This is a genomic window from Exiguobacterium sp. PFWT01 (assembly GCF_018255795.1).
Taxonomy (GTDB): Bacteria; Bacillota; Bacilli; order Exiguobacteriales; family Exiguobacteriaceae; genus Exiguobacterium.
The window spans coordinates 1021272-1044463 of sequence record NZ_CP073755.1 but is presented as its reverse complement, the minus strand read 5'-3'; the positions used below and the strand labels follow the sequence as shown (position 1 = coordinate 1044463).

At 48.3% G+C, this 23192-nt stretch carries 19 protein-coding genes; 3 read left to right on the top strand and 16 right to left on the bottom strand.

Translation table 11 applies throughout. The features are described from left to right. Nucleotides 1-12: 12 nt before the first annotated feature. From polA to dnaE, 13 genes are all read right to left on the bottom strand, one after another. The gene (polA, locus tag KD909_RS05380; RefSeq protein ID WP_211782608.1) at nucleotides 13-2607 is read right to left on the bottom strand and encodes a DNA polymerase I; all 2595 of its coding nucleotides are present in this window, start codon (nucleotides 2605-2607) and stop codon (nucleotides 13-15) included. A 207-nt stretch (nucleotides 2608-2814) separates the two neighbouring features. Next, nucleotides 2815-4542, bottom strand: a complete 1728-nt coding sequence (gene pnpS / locus KD909_RS05375) for a two-component system histidine kinase PnpS (protein ID WP_012726713.1) — start codon at nucleotides 4540-4542, stop codon at nucleotides 2815-2817. After that, nucleotides 4539-5240: a response regulator transcription factor gene (locus tag KD909_RS05370; RefSeq protein ID WP_012726714.1), complete on the bottom strand. Its 702-nt coding sequence runs from the start codon at nucleotides 5238-5240 to the stop codon at nucleotides 4539-4541. The genes pnpS and KD909_RS05370 overlap by 4 nt, the downstream gene beginning before the upstream one ends. Before the next feature lie 183 nt (nucleotides 5241-5423). Further along, nucleotides 5424-6356, bottom strand: coding sequence for a malate dehydrogenase (mdh, locus tag KD909_RS05365; protein WP_211782607.1), 933 nt, complete (start codon nucleotides 6354-6356; stop codon nucleotides 5424-5426). A gap of 21 nt (nucleotides 6357-6377) precedes the next feature. Beyond that, entirely contained in the window at nucleotides 6378-7646 is a 1269-nt protein-coding gene (icd, locus tag KD909_RS05360; RefSeq protein WP_211782864.1) for an NADP-dependent isocitrate dehydrogenase, read from the bottom strand. A 99-nt stretch (nucleotides 7647-7745) separates the two neighbouring features. Next, a complete protein-coding gene (citZ, locus tag KD909_RS05355; protein WP_012726717.1) occupies nucleotides 7746-8858 on the bottom strand; it encodes a citrate synthase in 1113 nt (370 codons plus the stop codon). Nucleotides 8859-9042: 184 nt separating this feature from the next. Beyond that, complete coding sequence (locus KD909_RS05350) at nucleotides 9043-9507, bottom strand: DUF441 domain-containing protein (protein WP_012726718.1); 465 nt, start codon at nucleotides 9505-9507, stop codon at nucleotides 9043-9045. Between the two features lie 67 nt (nucleotides 9508-9574). Then, on the bottom strand, nucleotides 9575-11317 hold the full coding sequence (gene pyk / locus KD909_RS05345; protein WP_012726719.1) for a pyruvate kinase: 1743 nt from the start codon (nucleotides 11315-11317) through the stop codon (nucleotides 9575-9577). Between the two features lie 93 nt (nucleotides 11318-11410). Further along, complete coding sequence (gene pfkA, locus KD909_RS05340; RefSeq protein ID WP_012726720.1) at nucleotides 11411-12379, bottom strand: 6-phosphofructokinase; 969 nt, start codon at nucleotides 12377-12379, stop codon at nucleotides 11411-11413. Nucleotides 12380-12539: 160 nt separating this feature from the next. Beyond that, nucleotides 12540-13475: an acetyl-CoA carboxylase carboxyltransferase subunit alpha gene (locus KD909_RS05335; RefSeq protein ID WP_012726721.1), complete on the bottom strand. Its 936-nt coding sequence runs from the start codon at nucleotides 13473-13475 to the stop codon at nucleotides 12540-12542. Next, on the bottom strand, nucleotides 13468-14322 hold the full coding sequence (gene accD, locus KD909_RS05330) for an acetyl-CoA carboxylase, carboxyltransferase subunit beta (RefSeq protein ID WP_211782606.1): 855 nt from the start codon (nucleotides 14320-14322) through the stop codon (nucleotides 13468-13470). Before accD ends, KD909_RS05335 begins: the two co-directional genes overlap by 8 nt. A 14-nt stretch (nucleotides 14323-14336) precedes the next feature. Continuing rightward, nucleotides 14337-14891 carry a FadR/GntR family transcriptional regulator gene (locus KD909_RS05325; RefSeq protein WP_211782605.1) on the bottom strand — a complete coding sequence of 185 codons (555 nt, stop codon included), beginning with the start codon at nucleotides 14889-14891 and terminating at the stop codon, nucleotides 14337-14339. A 77-nt stretch (nucleotides 14892-14968) separates the two neighbouring features. Next, complete coding sequence (gene dnaE / locus KD909_RS05320) at nucleotides 14969-18136, bottom strand: DNA polymerase III subunit alpha (protein WP_211782604.1); 3168 nt, start codon at nucleotides 18134-18136, stop codon at nucleotides 14969-14971. Between the two features lie 103 nt (nucleotides 18137-18239). On the opposite strand from dnaE, the gene KD909_RS05315 reads away from it, so the two are divergent. After that, nucleotides 18240-18431: a YtzJ family protein gene (locus tag KD909_RS05315; RefSeq protein ID WP_012726725.1), complete on the top strand. Its 192-nt coding sequence runs from the start codon at nucleotides 18240-18242 to the stop codon at nucleotides 18429-18431. Between the two features lie 16 nt (nucleotides 18432-18447). On the opposite strand, the gene KD909_RS05310 is transcribed toward KD909_RS05315, so the two are convergent. After that, complete coding sequence (locus KD909_RS05310; RefSeq protein WP_211782603.1) at nucleotides 18448-19416, bottom strand: DHH family phosphoesterase; 969 nt, start codon at nucleotides 19414-19416, stop codon at nucleotides 18448-18450. A 75-nt stretch (nucleotides 19417-19491) separates the two neighbouring features. On the opposite strand from KD909_RS05310, the gene KD909_RS05305 reads away from it, so the two are divergent. After that, on the top strand, nucleotides 19492-19806 hold the full coding sequence (locus KD909_RS05305) for a YtpI family protein (RefSeq protein ID WP_047795158.1): 315 nt from the start codon (nucleotides 19492-19494) through the stop codon (nucleotides 19804-19806). A 41-nt stretch (nucleotides 19807-19847) separates the two neighbouring features. On the opposite strand, the gene KD909_RS05300 is transcribed toward KD909_RS05305, so the two are convergent. Next, nucleotides 19848-21158, bottom strand: a complete 1311-nt coding sequence (locus KD909_RS05300; RefSeq protein WP_012726728.1) for a DRTGG domain-containing protein — start codon at nucleotides 21156-21158, stop codon at nucleotides 19848-19850. 165 nt (nucleotides 21159-21323) lie between these two features. Between KD909_RS05300 and KD909_RS05295 the strand changes: the two genes are divergently transcribed. Beyond that, nucleotides 21324-22421 carry a M24 family metallopeptidase gene (locus KD909_RS05295; RefSeq protein ID WP_211782602.1) on the top strand — a complete coding sequence of 366 codons (1098 nt, stop codon included), beginning with the start codon at nucleotides 21324-21326 and terminating at the stop codon, nucleotides 22419-22421. 56 nt (nucleotides 22422-22477) lie between these two features. Here the strand turns inward: KD909_RS05295 and KD909_RS05290 are convergent, their stop codons facing one another. Further along, nucleotides 22478-23083: a metallophosphoesterase family protein gene (locus tag KD909_RS05290; RefSeq protein WP_249199088.1), complete on the bottom strand. Its 606-nt coding sequence runs from the start codon at nucleotides 23081-23083 to the stop codon at nucleotides 22478-22480. Between the last annotated feature and the right edge of the window lie 109 nt (nucleotides 23084-23192).

The window sequence follows — 23192 nt, the reverse complement described above, 5'->3', positions numbered from 1 at the left end:
CTTTCTATCCGTTTATTTCGTATCAAACCACGTCGTGCCAACCGCTCCGTCCGCACGTAACGGCACATCAAGTGTGACCGTTTGTTCCATCGCTTCGGTCACGAGTTTTTCCAATGCTTCCATCTCTTCGGTCGGACCTTCGAATATCAATTCATCGTGTACTTGTAACAACAACTTGGATTGAAGTTTTGACGCGTTTAACGCATGATCGACATCAATCATCGCTTTTTTAATAATGTCCGCTGCCGTTCCTTGAATCGGTGTGTTGATTGCGGTACGTTCAGCAAACCCACGTAAGTTGAAATTACGAGAATGAATATCCGGGATGTTCCGACGTCGTTTCAACATCGTCTCGACGAACCCGTGTTCACGTGCCCGTTCAATCGCGGCATCCATGAACGTCTTCACTCCAGGGAACTGTTCAAAGTACGTATCGATAAAGGTCTGTGCTTCTTTTCGTGTAATCCCTAGGTTTTGCGAGAGTCCATAATCACTGATGCCATAGATGATACCAAAGTTGACGGCTTTCGCTTGACGACGCATGAGGGACGTGACTTCTTCAGCGGAAACTTTAAACACGTTCGCCGCCGTCGACGTATGAATATCCTCATCGTGAAGGAAGGCTGCCATCATCTTTTCATCTTGTGACATATGTGCCATGATGCGCAGTTCGATTTGGGAGTAATCGACCGCATAAAGGACCCATCCCGGTTCACTCGCGGTGAACGCTTTACGGATACGACGCCCTTCTTCCAATCGAATCGGGATATTTTGAAGGTTCGGGTTAACCGACGAAAGCCGTCCCGTTTGAGTTAGCGTCTGTGTATAACGCGTATGAATCTTGCCATCATCCTTCACGACTTTCTGCAAGCCTTCGACATACGTGGACTGAAGCTTGCCAAGTTCACGATAATGCATGATTTTCTCGATGATCGGATGAAGCGGTGCCAATTTCTCGAGGACATCCGCTGCTGTCGAGTACCCTGTTTTTGTCTTTTTCACAGGAGGGAGTGACAGTTTTTCAAACAGGACGACCCCTAACTGTTTCGGTGAGTTGATGTTGAACGGTTCGCCGGCTAATTCATGAATCGTGACCTCGAGTGCGTTTAGACGTTCACGTAAGTCCGTTTCCATATGTTGAAGGGTTTCGACATTTACGTGGATACCGGCCCACTCCATCTCGGCTAATACGGAGACGAGTGGTTTTTCAAGCGCCTCATAGAGTTCTGTCTGTTCGTTCTCTTTCAACTCCGAAACCACACGTTCAAACAAGGTATAGATGGCGTACGCCTTTTCTGCGAGATGTGCATGAAAGACGTTCTCTTCTGGGACCTTGATTTTTGCACCTTTTCCGTAGACCGTTTCATCTTCCTCAAGAGGATACGTAAAGTGTGCGGCAATCGAGCTGAGAGATGTCCCGCCAGATAGGTTGAGCAAATACCCTGCGACTAGCAAGTCTTCATACCCACGCAGTGCCAGTTGATGACGTTTCAATTGAATGATTGTCTGTTTCGCATCGAGACAAATCGTCGTCTTCGTCTCGTCTTCAATCCATTCCTTGACCCGTTCGTCCTCAAGAAGCGTCACATCTCCAATCGTGACACCTCGTTCCGACGCGATTGCCACTCCGATCACGTCTTCTTCAAAATAATCATCATGCAGTTGTTCAAGCATCAACACAGCACGTGACAAATCTTGATCGACCAACGCGATTGTTGGTCGATCCGCTTTTTCAACCGGTTCTTCTGAAGAGGTATCCGCCAGTTTGCCGATGAGTGACTTGAACTGTAAATCCATAAATAGCGTTTTGACGACCGAAGCGTCATATGGCTTAAAGACAAGTTCATCCATCGTCATATCAATCGGTACATCCGTGTAAATGGTCGCCAACTGTTTCGACATTTTCGCTTCTTGTTCATTCGCCACTACTTTTTCCTTTTGCTTCCCTTTCAACTCATCCGTATGTTCATAAAGGGCCTCAACGGTACCGTATGTGGCAATCAACTTCATTGCCGTCTTTTCCCCGACCCCTGGAATCCCAGGAATGTTGTCGGATTTATCCCCCATCAATCCTTTTAGGTCAATCATCTGAATCGGTTGTAGTCCCTCGTAACGTTCCTTGAACGCGGTCTCGGTCATTTTCTCGACGTCAGTGATGCCTCGTTTCGTCAAATAGACGGTCACGCGCTCATTGATCAATTGAAGTAAATCCTTATCCCCCGTCACAACCGTCACTTGATCAAAAGTCGGATCTTTTGAGAGCGTCCCGATGATATCATCCGCCTCGTATTGATCGAGCTCTAAGACAGAGATGCCAAACGCCCGACAAACGTCACGCACGAGCGGGAATTGTTCTCGTAATTCTCCCGGTGTCTTTTGACGTCCACCTTTATATTCCGCGAACGTATCGTGACGGAACGTTTTCTTTGACGCATCGAACGCCACGGCAAAATGAGTCGGTTGCTCATCTTCCATTAGTTTCAATAACATCATCGTAAATCCATACACTGCATTCGTATTCCGACCTGACGCATCCGACATCGGAGGCAGTGCAAAAAACGCACGATATGTTAAGGAGTTCCCATCTAGGACTAGTAGTTTATTCATTTAATCGACCTCCATTCTTCTCTTCAACCATCATACCATACGGGTACATGCGTTCGAAAAAAAAGACCCTTTTCTACGAATAGAAAAGGGTCAAATTCTCGACCGTGTGGAGATGAGCACCGATCGAGTCACGAGATGATGAAGAGGTCTCATTCATAGGATAGCAAGGTATTGTAAAGTAAATATGAACGAACGATAAAGTCATTGTTAAACCCGAGGGAATGTAATGGTAAACGTCGTTCCTTTGCCTTCCTCACTCTCGACGTCAATCGTGGCATGATGCAAATCGATGATGTGTTTCACGATGGCGAGTCCGAGGCCAGTTCCACCCGAGTTCCGACTTCTTGCCTTATCGACACGATAGAAGCGCTCAAAGATGCGACTCACTTCTTTTTCGGCAATCCCGATTCCGTTGTCCTTGACACGAAGTTTGTAGGAATCCGCCTTCGCTTCCACGGCGATTTCGACACGACTCCCTTCTGGTGAATAGTTGATGGCGTTGGCAACCAAGTTCATGATGACTTGCTTCATTCGGTTCAGGTCCGCCTGCAAGACGACCGTCCCCTCGTGTTTCGCTTCTAGCTGAATCGACTTCTTGCTCGCCTTTTGACTGAGCAGGAGACAGACCTCATCGACGAGCTGATTCAGATCGACGGACACCAACTCCATTTGGAAGTCATCCCGCTCCAATCTCGACAATTCAAGGAGATCCTCAACAAGCATCTGCATCCGCGTCGCTTCTTTTTGGATGATGTCTAAAAACTGGTCTCGAAGTTCCGGGACTTCTTTCGCCCCATCTAGAAGCGTCTCACTAAACCCACGAATGGACGTGAGCGGTGTCTTCAACTCATGGCTGACGTTCGCCACGAAGTCTTTCCGCATCTTCTCAAGTCGCTTCAATTCTGTAATATCGTTGAACAACAACGTCGTGCCGCGAAGCATCCCGGTGTCACTGAAAATCGGTGCCGCGGATACCATATATGTTTTTTGATTGAAACCCGTTCGAATCGATAATTGACGGCGGTGGACCTCCTCCGTCAGATAGACGTCTTCGATCAGTGTTTCTACCTCGGGACTCGGTAGAATCCCGTGATAAAACTGTCCGATCGATAAATCATCGTATTGGAACATCTCACGGTAAGAACGGTTGACCAACGTGACGATCCCACGCTCGTCGACGAGCAGAAGACCCGCCCCCATATACTCGATTAACGATTCGAGTCTCGCCCGTTGCACAGACTCCCCGAGAGAAATCGACTCCAAATTCCGAGCAAGTACGTTGATCGACCCTGCTAGGCTACCTGTCTCCTCATCATTTCTGAGTTCATACACACGGGCCCTGTAATTCCCGTCTGCCAGTTCCCGCAAGACGATCGTCGCCTCATCAATTGGTCGAATAAATTGATTCGTCAAATGTTGAAGCACGAACAAAATAATGAAGAAGGAGAAGAAGAGCGCAAGGGCAATCGTCAACCAGATGCGATTGTACACCCCTTCTAAATCCGATACATAACGGATGAATGTTAAATAGACTGTCCCACCCGTCGCAAGTTCAATCGGTTTTGTGTATTGAATCAACTCGTCCTCATCCGCTTCACCGAACGTCCCTTCCTCAGGGACCATACTCGGGTCGATTTTATAATCGATGGACCCGACGCGAAACGGCGTGCCAGCAATTACCTCCATCCGACTATTCAGAAGGAGAATATCAAAACTGCTCCCGTCATCGATTTGACCGACATACTCACGAATCTCGTCCAATTCGCCTCCTTCGAGGTAGAGGGCTGCCAATTGAGCATCTTCTTTTAGACGGTCTCGTTCAGAATCCAGATAAAAGTCTTTGAAGAGTTGCCCAAGGACAATCCCGAGCGTCAACAAGACACCGGTCACAAGAAAAATGAGAGTCGTCATAAATCTAGAGCGATACGTCTTCATTCCGAAGTCGGCTCCTCCATCTTATAGCCAAGACCACGAATCGTTTTAATATAGGTCGGTTTCTTTGTTACCGGTTCAATTTTTTCACGAAGGTGACTGATATGGACATCAACGATCCGGGTATCACCCACAAAGTCATAATTCCAAATGGCCGATAACAATTGGTCTCGCGTCAACACGCGTCCTTTATTTTTCGCCAGATAGGCTAACAATTCGAATTCTTTCGGCGTCAATTCGAGGCGCTCTCCTTGCTTGAACACTTCGTAGTTTGAAGCGACGATTTTAACATCACCGATTTGAATGATGTCCTCTTCAACCGCCGATTCTTGCGGGGCAGAACGTCTAAGAATCGCTTTGACACGGGCGACTACTTCACGTGGGCTGAACGGTTTCGTCAAATAATCGTCCGCTCCGAGCTCGAGCCCCAATACTTTATCAAACTCATCATCTTTTGCCGTGAGCATTAAAATCGGTGTATTGACTTTTTGCTGACGAAGTCGTTTGCACACTTCAAGTCCATCCATCTCCGGTAGCATCAAATCGAGCACAATGAGCACGGCGTCCTTTTTCTCAGCCAATTCCAATCCGGTTTTGCCGTCGTGCGCCGTCTCTACTTCAAAGCCAGCCTGTTCTAAATTAAATTTCAATAATGTCGCAATCGACACTTCATCGTCGACAACAATTACTTTATCAGCCACACTGCTTCCTCCTCTTAAACCATCAAATGTCACTTTCTATTTTACAAATCAATGCTTGAAACGACCAACCTCAAAGCAAATCTTTACAAAAACAAAACAAATCCACTTTCAGTGTAGCATGTTCGATAAGAGAGAAGGCGCAAAAAAGGTGCTTCCTGTAACATGACAGGAAGCACCTCAGTCTTATAAGACGCTTAATACCGAGCGGACAGAATCGGCAGACTTCGATAGTGCTGCTTTTTCTTCATCCGTCAAGTCGAGCTCTAACACTTGCTCAATTCCATGTTTCCCAAGAATCGTCGGGACACCAAGATACAAGTCTTGGAATCCGTACTCACCCTCAAGGTATGCGATGGCCGGTAAGATTCGACGCTGATCTTTTACAATCGCTTCGACCATCTCCACGATGGCAGCGGCTGGCGCATAATACGCCGAGCCATCGCCCAATAGTTGGACAATCTCGCCGCCACCTTTTCGTGTTCGTTCGACGATTTGCTCGATTCGCTCATGTGGGATGAGTTTCTCGAGCGGGATGCCTCCGGCGTACGAATAGCGTACGAGAGGCACCATATCGTCGCCATGACCTCCAAGAACGAATCCGGATACGTCTTTGACGGACACATTCAGCTCTTGTGCCACAAACGTTCGGAAACGAGCCGTATCCAACACACCGGATTGACCGATGACGCGTTCTTTCGGGAACCCTGATTCTTTGAACGCCGCGTACGTCATGGCGTCTACAGGGTTCGTCAATACGATCAGGATGGCGTCTGGAGAGTAACGGGCAATCTCTTTCACAACCGAGCGCATGACGTTTGCGTTCGTTGCGACGAGGTCGTCCCGGCTCATCCCCGGCTTGCGCGCGATTCCCGCGGTGATGACAACCACATCGGAATCGGCCGTATCCGCATAATCAGACGTACCTGTGACCCACGCATCAAACCCTTGAATCGGAGCCGTTTCTTGCATGTCGAGCGCTTTCCCTTTCGTCGGTCCAACTTTTTCTTCCATATCGAGTAGTACGACATCCCCTAGCTCACGTTGAGCCAAGTAAAGTGCAGTGGTTGCACCGGTGAAGCCACTTCCAATAACAGAAATTTTGTTACGACGAATCATGAGCTCTCCTCCTCGATTGTCTTACATGTTTTTAATCAATTCATCCGCGAACTCTGAACATTTCACTTCTGTCGCGCCGTCCATGAGACGTGCGAAGTCGTATGTGACAACTTTCGAAGCGATCGTTTTCTCCATTGAGTTGATGATGAGGTCAGCCGCTTCATTCCAGTTCATGTGGCGGAGCATCATCTCACCTGAAAGGATGACTGAAGATGGGTTTACTTTATCGAGACCCGCGTATTTCGGAGCTGTACCGTGAGTCGCTTCGAAGATCGCGTGACCTGTGATGTAGTTGATGTTCGCACCAGGTGCAATCCCGATTCCACCTACTTGAGCAGCAAGGGCATCTGAGATGTAGTCACCGTTCAAGTTCATCGTCGCAACGACGTCGAACTCACGTGGACGTGTCAAAATCTGCTGGAGGAAGATATCAGCGATTGAATCTTTGACGATGATTTTTCCTTCAGCTTCTGCTTTCGACTGAGCTTCGTTTGCAGCCGCTTCGCCTGATTCTTCTTTGATACGGTCATACTGTGCCCATGTGAACACTTTGTCGCCGTATTCCGCTTCAGCGAGTGCATAACCCCAGTTTTTGAAGGCGCCTTCTGTGAACTTCATAATGTTCCCTTTGTGGACGAGCGTTAAAGATTTACGGTTGTTCGCAATCGCATACTCGATGGCCGCGCGAACTAAACGCTCCGTTCCTTCAGAAGAAACTGGCTTGATTCCGATTCCTGATGTTTCTGGGAAACGGATCTTATTGACGTTCATCTCGTTTTGCAAGAATTTGATGAGTTTCTTCACTTCGTCGCTTCCTGAAGCGTACTCGATTCCAGCATAGATATCTTCAGTGTTTTCTCGGAAGATGACCATGTCTGTATCTTCAGGACGTTTTACTGGTGATGGAACACCTGTGAAGTAACGAACTGGGCGAAGGCATGTATATAAATCGAGTTCTTGGCGAAGTGCGACGTTCAATGAACGAATTCCTCCACCGACCGGAGTCGTAAGTGGTCCTTTGATGGCAATCAAGTACTCACGAATTTGATCAAGTGTCTCTGTCGGGAGCCATTCGCCTTTTTCGTTAAATGCTTTTTCCCCAGCGTATACTTCCATCCATTCGATTTTCTTGTCGCCGCCGTATGCTTTTTCAACCGCAGCGTCAAATACGCGAACAGCCGCATTCCAAATGTCAGGACCTGTTCCGTCACCGATAATGAATGGTACGGTCGGTACGTTTGGTACGTTCAATACACCGTTTTCAACTGTAATCTTTTGTCCTTGTGTCAACATAATGAATCCCCCTAAGTACATTACTGTAGGTCGACGCGTGCGCCGACCTACGTCACTTGTTAGTTTACCAAACTTTTGTCTAAAATGTGTCTCGAATTAACGTTCGTTTACCGGAACATATTTACGGCTCGTCTCACCGACATATTCCGCACGTGGACGAATCAAGCGATTGTCCGCATATTGCTCAAGAATGTGCGCAATCCAGCCAGACATACGAGATACGGCGAAGATCGGTGTGAATAGATCTTCCTCGAGTCCGAGCGCATAATACGTTGAAGCTGAATAGAAATCGACATTCGGTTTCAATCCTTTTTCCGTTTCGACAAGATGGTCGATTTTCTCAGACATCTCATACCATTTCGGTTCGCCGATTTGAGCAGTCAATTGGCGGCTCATTTCTTTCAAATGCTTCGCACGTGGGTCGCCGTCCTTGTAAACGCGGTGACCGAAGCCCATGATTTTCTCTTTACGCTCGAATTTGCCACGAACATATTCTTCAACACGGTCGACCGAATCGATCTCGTGCAACATTTTCATTACCGCTTCGTTCGCACCACCGTGAAGTGGCCCTTTGAGTGCCCCCATAGCCGCCGTGACACCTGAGTACATATCTGAAAGCGTCGCTACACACACGCGAGCAGTGAATGTCGAAGCATTCAACTCGTGGTCTGCGTGTAAGATGAGCGCTTTATCAATCGTCTTTTCTGCTACATCGCTCGGCTCTTCACCGTTTAGCATGTATAAGAAGTTCGCAGCGTAAGAAAGACCAGGTTTTGGTGCGACCGGCTGCTCCCCTTTACGAAGACGGGCGAATGCCGTCACGATTGTAGCGACTTGTGCTTGTAGGCGAATTGCTTTACGCATGTTGGCCTCGTCACTCATGTCTTCAGATTCCTCATCGTATAGAGCGAGTTGTGAGAGTGCTGTACGAATCGTTGCCATCGCATTGGCTGACTTCGGCGCACGTTTTAACGTATCAATCACCTCTTCAGGTAATGTCGCTTCTTTTACAAGCGCTTCTGAGAGCGCTGTCAATTCCTCTGCATTTGGTAAGCGGTCGTTCCACAATAAGAACACTACTTCTTCGAATGTGGCGTTGTCCGCTAAATCATCAATGGTGTATCCTCCATAAGTCAATTGTCCGTCAATAATTGAGCTGACTTTTGAGGCTGCTGCCACAATACCTTCTAACCCTTTTGTCGTTGACATTCATAACTCCCCCTCAGTCTTGTTTAAAGTGGTCGACCGTAAAAACAGTCTGTTTATAGGGAATAAGGATACGGGACGGGTTGTTCCCCTGCATTCACCCAGTCTCCGTTTACCCTGTCCTTTATATAGTATAAACAATTTATTGCAAAAAAGAAATGTAAGCGGCTTCAGTTGTCAGAAAATATCAAAACCATTTTTCAATGACTTGATATCCACCTAAAATCAATGCCGCGATCCCAGCTCCAACAAGCGGTCCAACGGGGATCCCTTTCATGAATCCAACCGCTAAAATCGTACCTGCAAGGAGCGCCGTGGTGACGACCGGGTCGACACGCATCAGTTGGACACCTTGCCCTGCAGCAATGGCGACGAACATCCCTGAAGCAAACGCGACGATTCCGACCGGCCCTTTAATACTATTCCACAATTCTTTAAATCCGATATCGCCGGTCGCGATCGGGACGAGGACTGCAATCGTAATGATCGTCACACCCCAGCTGATTCCTTTCGATGCAAGCGTCGGGAACAATTGATCGCCGAAACCGATTGCTTTGATGATCAACAAGACGCTACTTGCGATAATGACAGATTGGTTATTTGAAATGACACCAATCAAGACGAGCATCAATAAAAATAGATATGCACTCATACGTATTCCTTTCTTCGAACGGAAAAAGAACCGACCTTTGTAGAAGGCCGGTTCGATTGTCGTTCAATTATGCGTTGTAGATTTTACCTGTGAGTGGGTCGATTGAAATCATCTGACCGTCACGAAGCGATGTTGTCGCTGCATCAACACCTACGATGACCGGCTTGCGAAGTGATGGTCCAACGATCCCAGCATGGCTCGTCAATCCACCGTCTTCCGTGATGATTCCAGCCGCTTTTTCGATCGCAGGCATCATTTCTTTATCTGTGAATGGTGCGACAAGGATCATGCCGTCTTTCGCTTTTGCGTTTGCTTCATCCGCATTTTTTGCGACAACGACTTCTCCAACGACACCGCGCTCACCGATTCCACGTCCGTCTGCGAGAGCGTGACCAACGATGTGGACTTTCATCATGTTCGTCGTACCAGCAGTCGCTGCAGGAATACCAGCTGAGATGACAACGAGGTCACCGTCAGTGACGAATCCAGCGTGACGTGCCGCTTCTGATGCTTGAACCAACATTTCATCCGTGTTGTTCGGCATTGTTTCAGCAACGATTGGGTACACACCCCAAACGAGGTTCAATTGACGCGCAACGCGCTCTGATTCCGTCACCGCGATGATGTTCGCTTCAGGACGATACTTCGCTGTACGAGCAGCCGTATAACCTGATTGTGTCGGCGTCAAGATTGCTTTGGCGTTCAAGTTGATTGCCGTGTGTGCAACCGCTTGTGAGATCGCATCCGTCACGGTGTGCTCACTGCGCTTCTGACGATCTTTCAACAAGTTTTTGTAGTCGAGCATGCGTTCTGTACGCTCTGCGATTGCAGCTTGCATTTGAACAGATTCGATTGGGTAGTCCCCAGCAGCTGTTTCACCAGAGAGCATGACTGCATCTGTTCCATCCAAGATTGCGTTTGCTACGTCTGATGCTTCCGCACGTGTCGGACGCGGGTTACGTTGCATTGAATCAAGCATTTGTGTCGCTGTGATGACCGGCTTCCCGAGGTCGTTACACTTCTTGATGAGTTCTTTTTGAACTGGCGTCACTTCTTCCGTCGGGATTTCGATTCCGAGGTCCCCACGGGCTACCATCAAACCGTCAGAGATTGCCAAGATTTCTTCGATGTTATCGACACCTTCTTGGTTCTCGATTTTCGGGTAAATCTTGATGTGAGACGCGTTGTGCTTCTCGAGAAGTTGACGAATTTCAACTACGTCAGATGCACGACGTACGAATGATGCTGCAATCACGTCAATGTCTTGTGAGATCCCGAACTCGATGTCCGCGATATCTTTGTCCGTGAGGGCAGGAAGGTTTACCTTGACGTTTGGCAAGTTAACACCTTTCTTCGTCTTGATGATCCCTTCGTTTTCGATGACGCAACGGAGATCACGGTTATCAAGTTTTTCAACGACACGGAGTCCGATGAGACCGTCGTCGAGCATGATGTGTGAACCGACTTCCACATCATCGTAGAGTCCTTCATAAGTTACAGAGAAACGATCTTTCGTTCCGACGATTTCTTCCGTCGAGACGATCGTGACTTCTTTTCCTTTTTCAAGAAGTGCCTTACCGTCTTCGAATGTATGCGTGCGGATTTCTGGACCTTTTGTGTCGAGAAGAACAGTGACAACTTTACCCGCTGCTTTCGCCGCTTCACGGATGTCACGGATACGAGCGCCGTGCTCTTCATAGTCACCGTGTGAGAAGTTGAGACGGGCAACGTTCATCCCAGCTTCAATCATCTCAGGAAGACGCTTCTCAGAAGCCGGTCCAATGGTACATACAATTTTCGTTCTACGCATAATATAAAAACCTCCTAGGGGATATAGTGCAATTTACAAACAGAAAACGGGGGGCCTTAGACCGTATCCCGTCTCTGCAACATACAAAATCGTTTAAATCGACAACTGGTTGACGAGGTCAATCAATTGCATATCAATCGTGTGCTTGTTGTTGTCGAGCGCCTCATCGATATCGAGATCCATCATCTGGTTGTTACGGATTCCGACAACGCGGCCCGCTTTCCCTTCGAGCAAGATCTCAACAGCGTATGCACCCATACGACTTGCAAGGACACGGTCAGCGGCAGTTGGGGAACCACCACGTTGGATGTGACCGAGAATCGTGACACGTGTTTCTGAGTTCGTCTTCTCAGCAATCAATTTGCCGATTTCTTCCGCACTTCCCGCACCTTCAGCAACGATGACGATTGAGTGCTTCTTACCGCGTGCAATCCCGTGATTGATTCGTTCCACGATTGCATTCAAATCTTCTGGACGTTCTGGGACGAGAATCGACTCAGCACCACCAGCGAGACCAGAATAAAGCGCGATATCACCAGCGTCGCGCCCCATGACCTCGATGACATACGTGCGTTCATGTGATGACGCCGTATCACGAATCTTATCGATCGCATCAAGCGCTGTGTTGAGCGCCGTGTCAAAACCGATTGTCGCATCTGTTCCTGGGATATCGTTATCGATTGTACCCGGAAGGCCGATTGTCGGGAATCCGAGTTCGGTCAATTTTTGAGCTCCGCGATAAGAGCCATCTCCACCGATGACCACGAGGGCATCGATATTGAACTTCTTCAACTGTTCTACTGCTTTCGCGCGACCTTCTTCTGTTCTGAATTCAGGACAGCGCGCAGAGCGAAGGAACGTACCTCCACGTTGAATGATGTCGCCGACTGATCCAAGATTTAATTCGACTAAATCACCTTCGATTAATCCTTGATAGCCGTTATACACGCCGTACACTTCAAGACCTTCAAAAATTGCTTTTCGGGTCACGGCACGGACAGCAGCGTTCATTCCAGGAGCGTCTCCTCCGCTTGTTAATACCGCAATACGTTTTAAATTCACGTCGCTCACCTCTTATGTGTTTTAACGAAATCTGAAAATAAAATACCACGTCTGACCTTTGTTTTACAACACAAGTATGTGAAAAAAATGCATAGGGTATCTTACAAAGCAGTCACTTGATGAATGAATAAAGCTTTATTCAAAGCCATTGTTACCGTTTTCACTCGTTAATTGTGCCAATTTGATGATATTTGGTCGCACGTCCTTGAATCAGCTCGGAAGTCGATTGTGCGAGCAACTCATTCATATGCTGTAATAAGACAGGTTTCAAGAGTGACGACTGTAGTGACACATCAACGTGTGCCCCCCCATACACTTCTCCTACCACTTGATCGACAATCCCTAGGTTGAATAAATCTTGTGCTGTAATCTTCATTGTCTCTGCCGCACGCTCTGCTTGTTTCGCATCTTTCCACAACAGTGCCGCTGCACCTTCTGGCGAGATGACCGAGTACGTACTATTCTCAAGCATCAATAGACGGTCGCATACACCAATTCCAAGCGCACCGCCTGAACCACCTTCCCCAATGACAACGGAGACGATCGGCACTTTCAGCGTCGCCATCTCAAACAAGTTACGGGCGATCGCTTCACTTTGCCCTCTCTCTTCTGCGGCTTTCCCCGGATAAGCCCCTTTCGTGTCAATGAATGTCAAAATGGGACGGTTGAACTTTTCGGCTTGCTTCATGAAACGCAAGGCTTTTCGATAGCCTTCCGGGTGTGGCATACCAAAATTCCGTTTCATATTCTCTTTCGTGTTCCGCCCACGTTGATGTCCGATAATCGTCACCGGCACTCCTTCAAACGTTGCGAGTCCAGATACGATTGCCGCATCGTCATATCCGTGTCGGTCCCCATGGAGTTCCATGAAGTCAGGGAACAAATGTTGGATGTAATCGAGCGTCGTCGGACGCTTCGGGTTTCGCGCCAACTGGACGCGGTCCCACGGTTTCATATTCCCATAAATATCTTTTTCTAATCGGTCGAGCTTTAACTCGAGATGACGAATCTCTCGGGATAAATCAATCCCTTTCGTCTCAGCCGTCTCCCGTAATTTATTTAGCTGTTCGGTGACTTCTTTGATTGGGTCAAACATGACGGACACCCCTATCGTGTAATTCGATCATCTTCTTCAAGAACGGACGCATCTGTTCACGATGAATGACTGCATCCAGCTGCCCAGACTCAAGTAGAAACTCGGCAGTTTGAAAGTTCTCTGGAAGCTTTTCCCGAATCGTTTGTTCGATGATTCGTCGTCCTGCAAACCCGATGAGCGCTCCCGGTTCCGCGACGTTCAAGTCGCCAAGCATCGCAAAACTCGCTGACACACCACCAGTCGTCGGATGTGTCAAATACGCGATGTACAGCAGTCCTGCTTCGTCATGTTCTTTTAGAGCGATGGACGTATTGGCCATTTGCATCAAACTGACCATTCCTTCTTGCATCCGTGCCCCACCTGATGCTGTGAACAAGACGACTGGAAGCCCGAGTGATGTGGCGGTGCGAACAGCCGAAGCAATCGCTTCTCCGACGTATGCACCCATCGATCCCATTCGGAATCTCGCATCCATCACACAGACAACGAGTGGAAGACCGTCGATTGTCGCCTTTCCACATACGACGGCCTCTTCGATCCCGGTCCGCTCCCGATCTTTCGTCAACTTCTCCTCATAGTCAGGAAAGTCGAGTGGATTCGCCTTGACAGAAGGTCCCGCAAATCGTTCGAATGACCCTTCGTCAACAAGCATATCAATCCGTTCTTGCGCATGAAGCGGAAAATGATAGCCGCAATCACACACTTTGTGGTTCTCATTCAACTGTTTTGTATAATGCATATATTTACAAGATGGACATTTCGTCATTAATCCCTGTGGTGCGTCAATCTTTGGTTCTCGTTGACGCAATGGCATATATCGTTTCGGTTTCTTGAAAAAAGCAGTCATCGCTTCCCCCTCGTTCATTCCGGCATCCCCATTCCACGCCACGTCTCGACAAACTTTGTCCGTTCCTCGAGCGTATATAAATCCCCAACGTCTAATCCTTCAAAAAAGCGGTTGACCTCACTCCAAATTCGAATGAACAGTTCATTCTTCAACTGAAAGATGAGTTGCTGGCGAAACGTTCGATCATCATCGATCACCGTCTCTAGCAGATCCAGTCGTTCTTTAGTCGGTTCTATTTCTGAAAACGCCATGCGCTCCAATATTCGAAGCATCTCGATAATATCGGTCGCTTTCGTCTGTTTGGTCACAATGAACTCCGACAATATCTCGATGTACCGATGTCGGTCTTGTTCACACAAAAAGGTGCCACCACCATGTCTCGTCTCCACGATGCCTAAAAAGCTCAACGCCCGTAACGCTTCGCGAACCGAAGCGCGGCTAATGGACAGTGTTTCGGCGAGCTCTCGTTCGGATGGAAGCCGATCACCTGGAACTAAAGACGATTGAACAATTAATTTTCTAATCTTTGAAATGTTTCCGTGAAATGAGGATGCGTGTTTTTCATGCATCTGACCGTTCAACTCCCTTTTTTGGATCACCTATCAAACTTAAGTGGTCAGACCAATTAGTGCGATTATATCACTTTTTAGGACTTGGTACTAGTTTCTGGACCAACCATTTTTGTATCGATTCGTTTCAATACGACATTTTCTTCCCCGAACCGTCTTTTCGCCTCCGCCACATACTCCTCATTCGGATTGATGGAAAAAGCTGAAGCCAGTTGTTTCACTTCCTTCGAATCCGTGAATCGGCAAACAACCGGCACATCCCCTTGTGCGCGTTGAATCCAATCTTCCAATTCAGGGAAGCGGTCGAGTGTGAGCCGGATGAATAAAGCTTGTCCGTGTAACGGTCGAACTCGTTCGACAATCAATTGCTTGCGACCATCCCGTTCATTCGAATGAACCTCGAGTAACAAGATGTTACCGGCATAGAGGGACCGTCCAAACTGGGCGAATGTTCGAGGAAACACGACGACCTCGTCTTGAGTCATGCCATCGTCCACCATGAGAACACCCATCCGTTCTTGTTTCTTTGTCATGAACGTCCGTACGTCGTCTACATATACAACGAGATAACCATTTGTTCCATTCATGACTTCTTCAATTGTAGACGGTTCGATCCCGATATCCGGAAGTGCCGTCAATGGAGAATGGACCACCCATGTCCCGAGCGCCTCCCTCTCTTCTTCAGACCAATTCGGTTCTTTCACTTTTTTTTGTTTGAGTCCGAGTGAAGACAGTTCATCCGGTAAAAAATGCGTCCCCGCTTCTTCTCGCAAACGTTCGACTGCTTCAAAAGCACGCGTCCGGTCACCGTGATACATGCGGTCGAGCGCGCCCGCACCAAGTAATCGACGTAATTTCAGTTGGTCTTTATTCTTCCACTCCATGGTTTCTTGAAGCGTTCTGACATCTTTCAACTGCCCGTTCAGTTCAACCAGACGGTCCACATCCCGTTTGGTCAATCCCTGGACCGCCTTCAACCCGAGCCGGACGCCCGGGCCTTCAAGCGTTGCGTCAGCGTGGCCATGTAAGACATCCGGTGGGTACACCGGAATTTGATCTTTCCGTAACAATCTGACAAGTTCCGTTGTTTTGTCTGATGTCACCACATGAAAGACCCGAGGGAAATGTGCTTTGACGTAAGCCAATCGGTAACTGATCAAACTGTAGGCGACAGCGTGAGAGCGGTTAAATCCGTACCCGGCAAACTTTTCGATCCATGAGAAGATTTGCGCCAAGACGTCCTGGTCTCCCGCTTTTGCCTGCTGCAAAAATCGATCTCGTTCCCGAGCAATCGTTCCCGTATCCTTTTTGGCAATCGCACGTCTGACTAAATCCGCTTCTGCGTAGGAATAACCTCCGAGTTTACGGAGCAGTCTCATCACCTGTTCTTGATAGACGAGTACACCGTACGTCGGTTTCATGACGTCTTCTACGTCCGGATGGACTGGTTGGTATGGCATACCGTGTTTTCGTTTCGCATACGTTTCGATGAATTGCATCGGTCCTGGGCGATAGAGCGACATCGTGACAACGATATCTTCAAACTCTGTCGGCTTCACTTGTCGAAGCGCTTGCTTCATCCCGGTCGATTCGAATTGGAAGATTCCGTCCGTCTCACCTCTCGCAAGCAGCCGATACGTCCGGGCATCGTTTAGCGGAATCGTTTTCAGAGAGAACAGCGCGTCACTTTCTCGAATCAAGTCTTCCATCTTTCGCAAGCGACTCAAGTTTCGTAATCCGAGCAAGTCAATTTTTAGAAGCCCGACCTCTTCCAAATCCTTCATATTATATTGGGTCACGTGTTCTTCAAGCTCGGGTTGGAGCGGCGTCACTTCTTCAATCGGTTGACGACTGAGCACGACTCCCGCCGCGTGAACGGAGGATTGACGCGGCAAACCTTCTAGCTGTTTGGCAATCCGTAATAACTGCTGACGCTTTTGGCTACCGGCAAACCACTTCATCTGTTTCGGGCTCGACATGAGTTCATCAAGTCCCCCGGCTTTCACTTGCTTACTCGCCGCCTGCCCTTCCTCAAGGGTCATTCCGAGCGCTCTCGCAACGTCACGCATCGCCGCTTTCGCACCAAATGTGGCAAGTGTCCCGATCTGTGCGGCATGCGTATGACCGTATTTTGATAATACGTAAGAAACCACTTCCTCACGACGTTCATCTTCAAAATCAAGGTCTATATCTGGCATAGACACACGCTCTGGATTTAAGAATCGTTCGAACAGTAATCCATAACAAACCGGATCGATTTCTGTGATATGAAGGGCAAAACTGACGAGTGAACCTGCTGCCGACCCACGACCCGGCCCTACTTCAATCCCAGATTCTCGAGCAAACCGAACGATATCTTCCACGATCAAGAAATAGGAAGAAAATCCCGTCTTGGCGATGACTTCAAGCTCAAATTTTGCCCGCTCGATATATGGTTCTTTCAAGAGTTCCATCGATTTCAACCGCTCACCGACAAGTCGTTTCAGCTTTTGATCGGCATCCGGAAGTTCTGGAATCGCTCCTTCTGCACGCGGTAGATGCTCGAGTCGAATCAATGCCTCGAATCGATCCAGTTCTGTTAACTCTTCCGTTGTGAACCAGTCATTCATTTCACTCGGTAGTCGAACGTGCAATCCTTTTTGTCGCACGTCTTCATTCGACATCACTTCCCCTTCACGAATGGCAGAAATGGCTCGGAATCCTTCCACATCTTCCGGTCTCATGTATCTCGTTTCAGGGGCTGGAATTAACTGGACAGCTAGCTCTTCTCGCATGAGACGAAGTTGCTTCAACACTTGTACCTGCTCCGTTGTCTGAGGTGCCGGGAGTCCGAGCCACAGCTTCTCTTCATCGACAAACGACAAGAGTTGATGATAGAGGCGACGCCGGTGAACCGGATCACTCGCTTTCCAATTTTCAGGTAGGACAATCAGCGGCATCGTTGTCCGATCTTCAATTCCTCCCGCCTGGATGATACGATATTGTTCTTTGAGCTCCGTCTCGTTTGATGAATACACAATCACGGATACGTCTAACCCATCCAATCGGAGTACCGTTCTCAGTCCGATGAGCGGTTTCACCTCATATCGTTGGCAATATGACAAAAATGCCGGAACCCCATAAAACGCATCGTCTGCAATCGCCACGGAACGACTTCCCCGTTCGGTCATCTGCAAGACATATTGTTCTAACCGGATTGTACTTTGTAGTAAACTATAAGCAGTTCTGACATTCAGATGAATCATCGTTGGCCTCCTCTCTATAGTAATGGAATTGTCAAACTCAATTCATCACTTCTCTGATACAATAATTATAGACAAAACTCACGACAAAAGGGGGTAAAAGCGTATGATTATCAATCGGGGACAGATTGCACGCGATAAGTTAGAAAAATTACAGAATGGTCAAACCGTGTTTGCCGACAGTCCAGAAATCATCGACCGGCTCCGTAAGTACATTACCGAATATCAGCTCGACGTCGTCGAGGATGTGACCGACCGGGGTACATGGTTCATCCCACAAGAAAATGGAGACAAATGAAGAGAGCTGACCGCGGTCAGCTCTCTTCATTTTCTTCAAACGTGAATGCCCCTGCCACTTCATTCAAAGCGGCAATCACGTCATCCATCTCATCCCATGTGTCAATCGTGGCACCGGCCGCCATCGGATGACCGCCCCCACGGTATCGCTTGGCCACTTCATTGATGACAGGACCTTTCGACCGGATGCGCACACGAATCTCTTCTTTGTTTTCCACGAACATGACCCAACATTTCAATCCCTCAAGACCCGAGAAACTGTTGACGAGTTGAGACGCCGCTTCTGGAGAGGCATGGAACGTTCGAAGCACGTCCTTGTCAATCTTCACATAGCCGACCCCATCTTCCGTTACTTGGACATGCTGTAACACATAGCCTTGCAGTTGGAGGGTCGCCAAATTCGTTTTATACATATGACGATATAATTTATTCGTGTCGATGTCTTTCGCAATCAGCGCCGAAGCAATCTCAAACGTTCGGGCCGTAGCATTTCGAAACTGGAAACGCCCTGTGTCGCCAACGATGCCGGCATAGAGTAAAAATGCCGCCTCTTGGTCAATCGGGTATCCCCAAATGTCCGCGAGTTCCACAATCATCTCAGACGTCGAACTGACCGAGGTATCGACAATCTGTGTCATCGCATACGGATCTTCATCAGGATGATGATCGATTTTGATGATCGCCTTCCCTTTCAATGCGAACGGTCCATCGATTCGCTCTTGATTCGCCGTATCCAAAATAAGGACGAGCGCGTCCTGATACATTTCTTCTTCGACATGTTCCATCTTTCCTAAAAACTCAAGGTCTGGAACCATGCCACCGACCACATAGATTTGCTTCTCCGGATGAACCGATTTTAAAATGCGTTGTAAACCAAGCTGACTCCCTAATGCATCAGGGTCTGGTCGTACATGGCGGTGGATGAAAATGGTGTTCGCTGCCTCGATTTCTGATTTAATCGTTTCTGCTTCCTGCGATTGCTTCATGATGATTCCTCACTTTCCTACACACTATTATGGTATGATGATAACAGATTACGAGATAGAAAGGGGTTCCTTCACTTGCAACTTGTCATGATCGGACTCATTTTGTTCGCGCTCGGTGCGTACCTTGTCTTCAAGCGCCGCGCTTTTTTGACAAAGACGCCAAACCGCAAAGCGTTGTTCAACACGCAAGCGTTGATCTGGTTAAGCTTATTCCTCGCACTGTTCGCTGCGAATCAAATGGTCGGAGGATTCGGTCTGAATTCAACTGTCGGTTGGATTGTCAGCATCGTCATGTTAGTCGTCGGTCTAGGGAATGCCGTTGTCGGATTTATCCGTTACCGCAAAATTTACCCACTCGCCGCAGAAGAACCGACGAATACGCCATCATGAAACAGAGCACCCGCTACAGTGCGTAGCAGGTGCTCTTTTCGTTACCGGTCGATGAGTTGTGCCGTGACAAGCGCCTTAGCGACAAGTTGTGTCCCTTGCGTCATCTCCACATCCACTTTCCCGAACTTCCGCCCGAGGTCGAAGACATTGGCCGACACTCGAATCTGACTTTCAATTTGAATCGGTTTCATGAAATAGACGGTGATATTCTCGACCACGAGGTCGCCTTTTTTCATATGACGCAGACTTCGCGTCGCCCCTTCGACCAACAACGTCGTCAACACGCCAGATGAGGCGGTCCCCATATGACTCGTCATCTGTGGTGCCACTTCAACCGTGAATGCCGTCCCGTTCGATGCAGGGTCTTCTTTCAGTTGGTTCGTGATCATGTTATCGAACGTCTCACCGACTTGCGGTTGACGGTTCGCCAGTTGCAACGCCTTCAACACATCTTGACGGCTAATAATCCCAAGTAGACGTCCGTAGTTATCGACGACAGGTAGCATCTCGATTCCTTCCCATACCATCTGGTGCGCCGCATTGGTGACACTCGTTTGTACACCTACCGTGATCGGACTTTTGGTCATGACCTTCTCGATGTCATAGTCATGTGATTTATCGATGACATCCTTTGCCGTGATCACACCGACCACTTTCATTTGTTCATCGATAACGGGATAGCGATTATGTTTCGTCCGTTCATTCAGCTCATGCCAACGTTTCACCGTGTCATCTGACTTCAGATAGAACGTATCGTGGAGCGGGATGACGATATCCGAGACGAGTAAAATCTCTTTTTTGATTAGACGGTCATAGATGGCTCGGTTGATCATCGTCGCGACGGTAAAACTGTCGTAGGATGTAGAAATGACAGGCATATCATACTTATCTGCCATCCGTTTCACTTCATCCGTTGTATCGAATCCCCCTGTGATCAATACAGCCCCACCTGATTGTAAGACGAGTTCATGCGCCTTCTCGCGGTTCCCAATGATGACGAGTGAGTCGACATCGATATATCGCATCATCGCCTCGAGCTTCATGGCACCGATTACAAATTTCGATAGCGTCTTATGGAGGCCGTTACGTCCGCCCAACACCTGACCATCGACGATATTGACGACCTCGGCGAATGTAAGTTTTTCAATATTCTCTTTATGCTTTCGCTTGATCCGAATCGTCCCCACCCGTTCAATGGTAGATACGAAACCTAGGTTCTCAGCTTCCTTGATGGCCCGATAAGCCGTACCTTCTGATACCGCCAACTCTTTGGCGATTTGGCGGACCGAAATTTTTGACCCAACATCGAGTGACTCGATATGTGCTATGATCTGTTCATGTTTTGTGGTCATACGCGGAGTCCCTTCTCTCAATACATTTTCTACTCTATTCAGTATACTGTATCAGTCGAACTAGTTCAAACTGTACCAATCAAATTGCAACATTTCCTTTCTGTTTTCGAAACAGCTATAATAGACGAGTAGTCAACGTAAGAGGTAGAAGGGAAGGGATTCAACTTGAATCAACGCACCAATCAAATTGCACAATCTCTAGCGACAAAAGGGTTAGATGCAGCATTCATCACATCGAAAGCATCCGTGTTTTATTTCTCGGGAGTATACGCGGAAGCACACGAGCGATTGATCGCCATTTTAGTTTTGAAAAACGGCACAACTGCCATCATCTGCCCAGCACTTGAAAAAGGGATTGTCGAAGCGAGTGACTGGTCAGGTGAAATCGTGACGTATATGGACCACGAAAATCCATGGGACAAAATCGTCAAGTTATTCCTCGACAACCAAATCGTTCCTGAACGAATCGGGATCGAAGGGGAACATTTGACATTCAACCGAGTCGAGCATCTTCGTGCCGGTTTTGCCGGTCTGTCCATTATCGATTTGACAGACGAGCTCCAAACGTTACGCATGATCAAATCACCGGATGAAGTCCGAATCATGAAGCGGGCCGCCGAGTTGGCAGATATGGCCATCGAAGCCGGGATCCGTTCCCTCCGTGAAGGCGTGACCGAACTCGAGGTCATCGCGGATATCGAATACGCTATGAAACAGCAAGGTGTCCGTGAAATGTCGTTCGACACACTCGTCTTGTTCGGCGAGAATAGTGCCGACCCTCACGGTGTCCCAGGCAACAACCGTCTGAAAAAAGGCGATTTCGCCTTGTTCGACCTCGGCGTCGTCTGGCAGGGATACTGTTCAGACATCACACGAACGGTCGTCTTCGGTGAGGCGAGTCGCAAACAACGTGAGATTTACGACACGGTTCTCCAAGCGGAGGAAGCCGCAATCGAGATGGCGAACGTCGGGACGACACTTGGCGCAATCGATATCGCCGCACGACAAGTCATCACGTCTGCAGGATATGGTGAATACTTCACCCACCGGATCGGTCACGGAATTGGAATCGAAGTACACGAACATCCATCGATGGCAGCGAACAATGACATGGTCGCCCAAGTCGGGATGACGTTCACAGTCGAACCGGGTATCTATTTACCGGGAGTCGGCGGAGTCCGTATCGAAGACGATCTCATCATGACAGAAAGTGGTCCTATCACATTGACGAGTTATCCGAAAACACTCCAAGAGATAGAATGACAAAAAGTGCGGTCCATATCGGAACCGCACTTTTTTTCGCGTCTTCATTTATTCATTTAATAGAACAATCGGAACATGACATCCCGTTGAGGTACGTCATAACGTTCCATCTTCTCTAAAAAGGCACGCTTGTCATATGGGACCGCCTTCAGTTCAAGGTCAATCCCCGTTTCTCCTTCAGATAATATGGCAAAGCGAGCCAAGTCATCCTTCGCCACCCCAAGTGCACCAGGATTGACGTAGCGTTTCCTGTCATCTTCAAACAAGTGGACGGGATGGTGATGTCCGAATAACACGATTTCTCCTTCATATGCCCCATATAGTCGTTGCATATTTTCCAGCGTCGGTTCGAGAATCTCGTGAAACGGTTCCTCGACGATCGTGGCATGGCGTCGGTCGGTCGGGATATGATAATGAATACCGAACACCGTTTCGCCAGCCATTTCGACGGACATCGTTCGTGGAAGAGATTCGAGGACATCCGCATATCGAGTCTCCAATTGACGCGCGACCCACTCATGGTGGGTGCGCGTATGTGCATAACTTTCCGGATGACCGTGTCCAGCCAAAAGGGAAAGGACGGCCTCATCATGATTCCCAGAAATCATATGCACGCCCCGATCTAGCAACCGCTCCATGACCGCATTGGAGTCCGGTCCCATCGCAATCATGTCACCAAGTGACCAATGACGTCGACCCGCTCTGTATCCATGACTTGGAGCGCAGCCTCCAACGCTTCGAGATTTCCATGAACGTCCGTGACCACTCCAA